Source organism: Desulfovirgula thermocuniculi DSM 16036 (genome assembly GCF_000429345.1).
GTDB classification, from domain to species: domain Bacteria; phylum Bacillota; class Desulfotomaculia; order Desulfotomaculales; family Desulfovirgulaceae; genus Desulfovirgula; species Desulfovirgula thermocuniculi.
Genome location: NZ_AUBR01000095.1, coordinates 1 through 5,300 on the forward strand (window position 1 = coordinate 1; position 5,300 = coordinate 5,300).

The following is a 5,300-nucleotide window of genomic DNA, read 5'->3' on the forward strand; positions in this document are numbered from 1 at the left end:
TCCAGCATGCGGGTCATCTTTTCCAGCTTGCCCTTGTTGGGAGGCAGGAGCTTTGTTTTGAGGGTTACCGTCTGCATTTAACATCTCCTCCGGCCTGCTTAAATTATAGCACGACCGGAGAGAAAAACCAAGCCGCCATTCATCCCCCGATTAAAAATCGGGGGCATCTGGCGGGGCTTTTGTAAAAATTTTTTTTGCTTTGCGCGCCACCTTATGTAGACTTCAGCAGGCGGGCCAGCTCAACCTCCACCTTCCAGAGGTGCTGGTACATAATTTCCCGAGCGCGGAATTTATCACCGGCGGCCACGGCCAGGTAAATATCCCGGTGCTCCTCAAACAGCCGCTGCGTGGTCCCGGCGGTGGCGGAGAGCCAGAGGGCACGGGTGATGCGCAGGGTCTGGCCCACGGTTTCCTGGATGGTGCTCATCAGGCGGCTCAAAAGGGGGTTGCGGCTGGCCTCGGCCAGGGTGAGGTGAAAGTCCAAATCCAGCTGGGCGGCCTTCTCGCCCTCTCCCTGGGGAAGGACCTCCTCCATCCCGGAGATGATCTTCTCCAGCCTTTCCAGGAGCTCGGGGGGACACCTTTCCGCAGCCAGCCCCGCCGCCTCCACCTCTAGTGCCTTGCGCACCTCGAGGATGTTCTGCAGCTTGTCCCTCTCCAGCAGGAGGATGAAAACCAGCGGCTCAATGACCGCATTGGGGGCCGGCCTCTTTATGTAGATGTCCTCGCCGTGTTTTATCTCCAGTATGCCGGCCAGGTTTAAGGCCGACAGGGCCTCCCGCACCGAAGCGCGACTTACCTGGAGCTTTTCCGAAAGCTCCCTCTCCGTGAGCAGCTTGTCCCCCGGTGCCAGCTGCCCCTCGATGATGAGGCTCTTTATCTGCTCCAGAATGCTCTCCGATGTGCGCCTGGTTTTAACAGGTTTAAATCCCTTCATCTCCCTACCCCTGCAGAAAAAATTTACGCCGCCCTCAAAACGGCCAGCACAACTACCGCCAGCCCCAGCAAAAACCGGTACCAGATAAATATGCCGAAGCTGTGCCGGGTAAGGTAACGCAGGAGAAACCTTATGGAAAGAAATCCCACCACAGCCGAGGTGGCCACTCCCACAAAGAAGGAAGCGGTAAGATCGGCCGGAGCCAGCCTGGGCAACTGCAGCACGCCGGCGCCGAAAATAATGGGAGTGGATAAGAGGAAGGAAAAGCGGGCCGCCGCTTCCCTGTCCAGGCCGGCTGCACGCCCGGCAGCCATGGTAATGCCGGAGCGGGAAACCCCGGGGATAATGGCCAGGGCCTGCGAGAGGCCTATCCAGAGGCTTTCCTTGAGGCCAATATCCTCTAGGTACTTAAAGGCGGGGGCCCTTGTATCTGCCAGGTAGAGTATAAGCCCCATGACCATGAGCATGATGCCGATCAGGAGGGGCTCGCGGAAAACAGTCTCCGCCTTCTCCTCCAGCAGGTAGCCGAAGACGGCCCCCGGCACGGTAGCGATCACCAGGCACCAGAACAGGCGCTTTTCGGCGCTACGCCGCCTCGAAAGGCCGTCGCGCAGGAGAACAAGCCAGTCCTGCCAGAAATAGGCCACCACGGCCATAAGGGTGCCCATGTGCAGGGCCACGTCAAAGGCCAGGCCCTCGTAGCGCCACCCCAGAAACCACGGCACCAGTACCAGGTGGGCCGAGCTGGAAATGGGCAGGAATTCGCCGACCCCTTGCACCGCCCCCAGAAGGGCCGCCTGCCAGAGATTCAAGTTGCCTCACTGCTCCCCCTTCAGTTTCTGGCCTCATTCAGCCCCTTTATTATACCACGGGTATTTAACAACCAACTAGGGGCTTTTAAAAGAAGGGAGGGGGTTACCACCTTACCACCGCCCCGGGGTAAAGGTCTGACCGCAGGTAATCCCGCGGGTCGGTACTCAGGACCCTGACCACCTTTCCTTCCCGCAAGCCCACATCCTGGATCAATACCGGCACGCCGTCAATGTATGCCCGGCGCGTGGGCACGTGTTGCATTTCTTCCAGCCCCTGAAGCACCAGCTCCAGCTGCATGGGCGTGTATAAAATCAAGACGGCGTCCTCCTTCCTTCCTTCCGCCACTCCTCAATCAACTCCCGCAGCTTGGTCACTGCCTGCCCCACCCCGCCCACCTCGTCAATGAGGCCCTTTTCCACCGCCTCGCGCCCAATCAACACGGTGCCGATGTCCCGCGCCAGCTCGCCCGTGCGGAACATGAGGTCGCGAAAGGACTCTTCACTGATGCGGGAGTGGCGCGTGACAAAGCGCACCACCCGGTCCTGCATTTTTTCCAGGTACTCGTACGTCTGGGGCACGCCAATAACCAGGCCGTTCAAGCGGATGGGGTGAATGGTCATGCTGGCCGTTTCGGCAATAAAGCTGTATCTCGCGGCCACGGCGATGGGCACCCCGATAGTGCGATAGTCGCTGCAACATTTCTTCCTAAAATCAAAATCGTGCAAGCACGCGGAGTTCGAACCTCTCTTCTTCTTCCACTGTCCTGTTCCGGCCGAGGAATTCTGCCAGGTCCACGCAGTAGTGGATCTCCATCTTGTCCCGGTAGAGCACGACCTTGCTGATTATCTGCGCCAGCATCCGCTTCTTCACCGGAACCGGGGCTTCCATGAACAGGTTGAGCCACTCCGGGGCGCGCCTGGAGAACTCAAGCAACTGTTCCTTCCTGCTGTCCTCCGTCCGCGCCTGTTTCCTCAGCTCACCCAGTTCCTCTTCGAGCGAGTCGATTATCTCCTTGTATTCCCTCACCTTCCCGGCCAGGAGTTCCTCCGTGTACAGGCTCGAAGCAGGGTCAGCAAAATATTCGTCGAGTCTCTTAACCCAAGCCTCGTATACCCTTTTGTTCTTCTTCAGTTCTGCTTCCAGGGCCTTTATCTTGGTCGAGATGTCCGCCAGGTAGTCCGCACGCCTTCTCTCTACGTACTTCAGTAGTTCTCCTGCATTAATGCCGGAGAGGAAGTTCCTCAATTCTTCCAGGAACACCGCGTCGACCTTCTTCTGTGAATAGGAACCCTGGCCGTTACATAACTTTTCCCCACCGCCTACCCTGGCGTGCGTTACGCAGCGGTAGACCCTCCTGCGGTAGGGGTAAACCTTGCCCCTCCGCTTCATCTGGTTGCATCCTGAACTGATGAATCCCCTACCGCAGTGGCCGCAGACGAGGAACCCGGTCAGAAGTGCGCCGCTTTCCAGTGCCCTGGCGGAAGGGGAAAGATGCACAATGTCTTTTTTCTTATCCCGGTTCGGGTCGTTTTCCTGCATTTTTGCAATCAGCCTGCGCCAGACCTCAAGGGGTATTATTACGTACTCCGGTACCGGCGCCGGGTTGCCCTCAGCGTCCCGCGGTATGATGAAGTTGTCCAGGTCCGTGTAGCCCCTTATGCGGACGCGGGAAGTCGGCGTGTTCCCGGGTTTCGTCCTGTTGTACGCCGGCAGCCCACAAATAATGGGATTCTGTAGGACACGGCGCACACTGCTGTCGCTCCAAAGCTTACCCTCTCGGGTCCTTAACCCACGCTCGTTTAGAATCGTCGCTATCCTCTTGCTACCCAACCCCTCCTCCAGGTACAGCCTGCACATCTCACGCAGCACCGCCGCTTCTCTTTCGTCTATCTCCAAAGGGAGGCCCTTCTTGGAGTCGGACAGCCTGAAACCGTAAGGCGGCCTGCCTCCCGTCCACTTCCCCTGCTCCGCCATCTGCCGCATCACGTGAGATACCCTGATGCGGGTGTTGACGCTCTCCGTCTCCGACTGCCACCCTTCGATGAACCTCAACAGCTTGTCGTACTGGTCCTTGAGTTCCAGCTTCTTCCCACCAGGGGCGTCGGCTACGGATATGACCTCCACCCCGGCTACCTGTAACTGCCAGAGTACCAGCGGGTATTCGAGGCTTTTGCGCGACAGCCGGTCTGACTTGAACACCAGCAGGATCTTGAACTTCCCCGACAGGGCGTCGGCTATCACGCTCCGCAACACGTCCCTGTCGTCTTTACTGTACTTGAAAGCGGAAACGCCTTCCTCTGCATATTCTGCCACCAGCTCCCAGTCGGGGTGGCTGGCTACAAACTCCCGGATGGCTTTCGCCTGAAGCGGTATGCTGTCTTCCTCTTCCTTTTTAACCTGTCTTGCCGTAGAAACTCTGTACAGGGCAGCTACCGGTATCAAGGAGCTACCGCCTCCTTAAGGCCTATATATTGTCTTTTTCGATTGCCTCCGCCACAAGCCGTGCTGCCTGGTGCTTGAAGGCCACCATTCGGCTACGGGAATCAGGCATGGAATGAAAAACATTTTCTACCCGCATTCTGTGAACCGGCTCTTCCCTCACCAGCTTTACGAAACCGACCCCTTTATAGATCTCGTATTCTACGTCACCGACGCAAACCTTTTTACCTTTTCTTTCCATAACAAATACCCCCTTTTCTACCGGTTTTCAGAAAGTCTTTCACGACTTTCCACGAAAAATGCGGGGACCACAAAAAAGAAAAAGCGCCGGCTCATGAAACCCAGCGCCTCACCTCTTCGTGTGCCAAAGCGGTCTGTTTCATTTTTGCTACCAATTTCTGTCAGATGATGGCACCTTGATAGCAAAGCAGGCCGAAAGTTCACGCTCTCCGAGAGGCCGGGTGAACCCGTCCACCCGGCCAGCGGGATGGGCGGACCGCGAGCTTCTGGAGTCCCGCCCGAAACAGTCACCCCGAACCGCACTTCCGGGAGAAAAGGAGATTCCTGGGGCGGGCGGAGCATTTCTTCCCGTCCAACTCCGGGAACTCCTCCAGCAGTTCCAGTACGCTGGCCTTATAGAACCGTTCCATCAACTTACGCACGCTCTCTTTATGCACCTACCTCTGCCGGTGGAATGTGTGCCGCGTACATCACCGGTTCCCACAGCACCACCCCGCCCGCCGCAAGGGAAGCCTTTACCAGGCAGGGGTTCATGCCCACCCTCTCGAGGGTTTCTTTAAGCCTAAGTTTGACACCTAAACTATAAAAATCCCGAAAACACAAGGCTTCACGAGGAAAAAAGATAGACGTACCACAACATTTACCTTATTGTGGCAATACCACTATTCTATTACAGATACCTCAGAAGGTGGTCTTATCCCGAGAACTCGGAAGGCCTCATAGGCATTCCCAGGCAACTCGGTGCGGCAAAGATACTTCACGCCCTCTAAGACAAGCTCCACGGCTTTCAGGTTCTTTAAGTCCCGCAGAAGGTAGGTGTACTCCGCCTTGCTTTCTGCCAGCTTGAGGCACCTGTAAAGGGCCGATTCCA

At 57.0% G+C, this 5,300-nt stretch carries 9 protein-coding genes; 1 reads left to right on the forward strand and 8 read right to left on the reverse strand.

Annotated elements, in window-relative coordinates; all coding sequences use genetic code 11:
* Positions 1 to 185, forward strand: a 185-nt coding sequence (locus G454_RS22180) for a hypothetical protein (RefSeq protein WP_211230117.1), incomplete at its 5' end; no start/stop codon positions are given.
* Between the two features lie 26 nt (positions 186 to 211).
* On the opposite strand, the gene G454_RS0114505 is transcribed toward G454_RS22180, so the two are convergent.
* The 8 genes from G454_RS0114505 to G454_RS21880 all read right to left on the reverse strand — a co-directional run.
* Positions 212 to 937, reverse strand: a complete 726-nt coding sequence (locus G454_RS0114505; protein ID WP_027719168.1) for a FadR/GntR family transcriptional regulator — start codon at positions 935 to 937, stop codon at positions 212 to 214.
* Positions 938 to 960: 23 nt separating this feature from the next.
* Positions 961 to 1,749 carry an undecaprenyl-diphosphatase UppP gene (gene uppP, locus G454_RS0114510; RefSeq protein WP_027719169.1) on the reverse strand — a complete coding sequence of 263 codons (789 nt, stop codon included), beginning with the start codon at positions 1,747 to 1,749 and terminating at the stop codon, positions 961 to 963.
* Between the two features lie 103 nt (positions 1,750 to 1,852).
* Complete coding sequence (locus tag G454_RS0114515) at positions 1,853 to 2,065, reverse strand: YlzJ-like family protein (RefSeq protein WP_027719170.1); 213 nt, start codon at positions 2,063 to 2,065, stop codon at positions 1,853 to 1,855.
* Positions 2,062 to 2,421: a ClpP family protease gene (locus G454_RS19505; RefSeq protein WP_425387450.1), complete on the reverse strand. Its 360-nt coding sequence runs from the start codon at positions 2,419 to 2,421 to the stop codon at positions 2,062 to 2,064. The genes G454_RS0114515 and G454_RS19505 overlap by 4 nt, the downstream gene beginning before the upstream one ends.
* Before the next feature lie 40 nt (positions 2,422 to 2,461).
* Positions 2,462 to 4,192, reverse strand: coding sequence for a recombinase family protein (locus G454_RS19510; RefSeq protein WP_051276515.1), 1,731 nt, complete (start codon positions 4,190 to 4,192; stop codon positions 2,462 to 2,464).
* A 22-nt stretch (positions 4,193 to 4,214) separates the two neighbouring features.
* The gene (locus G454_RS0114530; RefSeq protein ID WP_027719171.1) at positions 4,215 to 4,430 is read right to left on the reverse strand and encodes a hypothetical protein; all 216 of its coding nucleotides are present in this window, start codon (positions 4,428 to 4,430) and stop codon (positions 4,215 to 4,217) included.
* Positions 4,431 to 4,716: 286 nt separating this feature from the next.
* Complete coding sequence (locus tag G454_RS22640; RefSeq protein ID WP_281168484.1) at positions 4,717 to 4,839, reverse strand: hypothetical protein; 123 nt, start codon at positions 4,837 to 4,839, stop codon at positions 4,717 to 4,719.
* Positions 4,840 to 5,091: 252 nt separating this feature from the next.
* Positions 5,092 to 5,300, reverse strand: a 209-nt coding sequence (locus G454_RS21880; RefSeq protein ID WP_027719172.1) for a hypothetical protein, incomplete at its 5' end; no start/stop codon positions are given.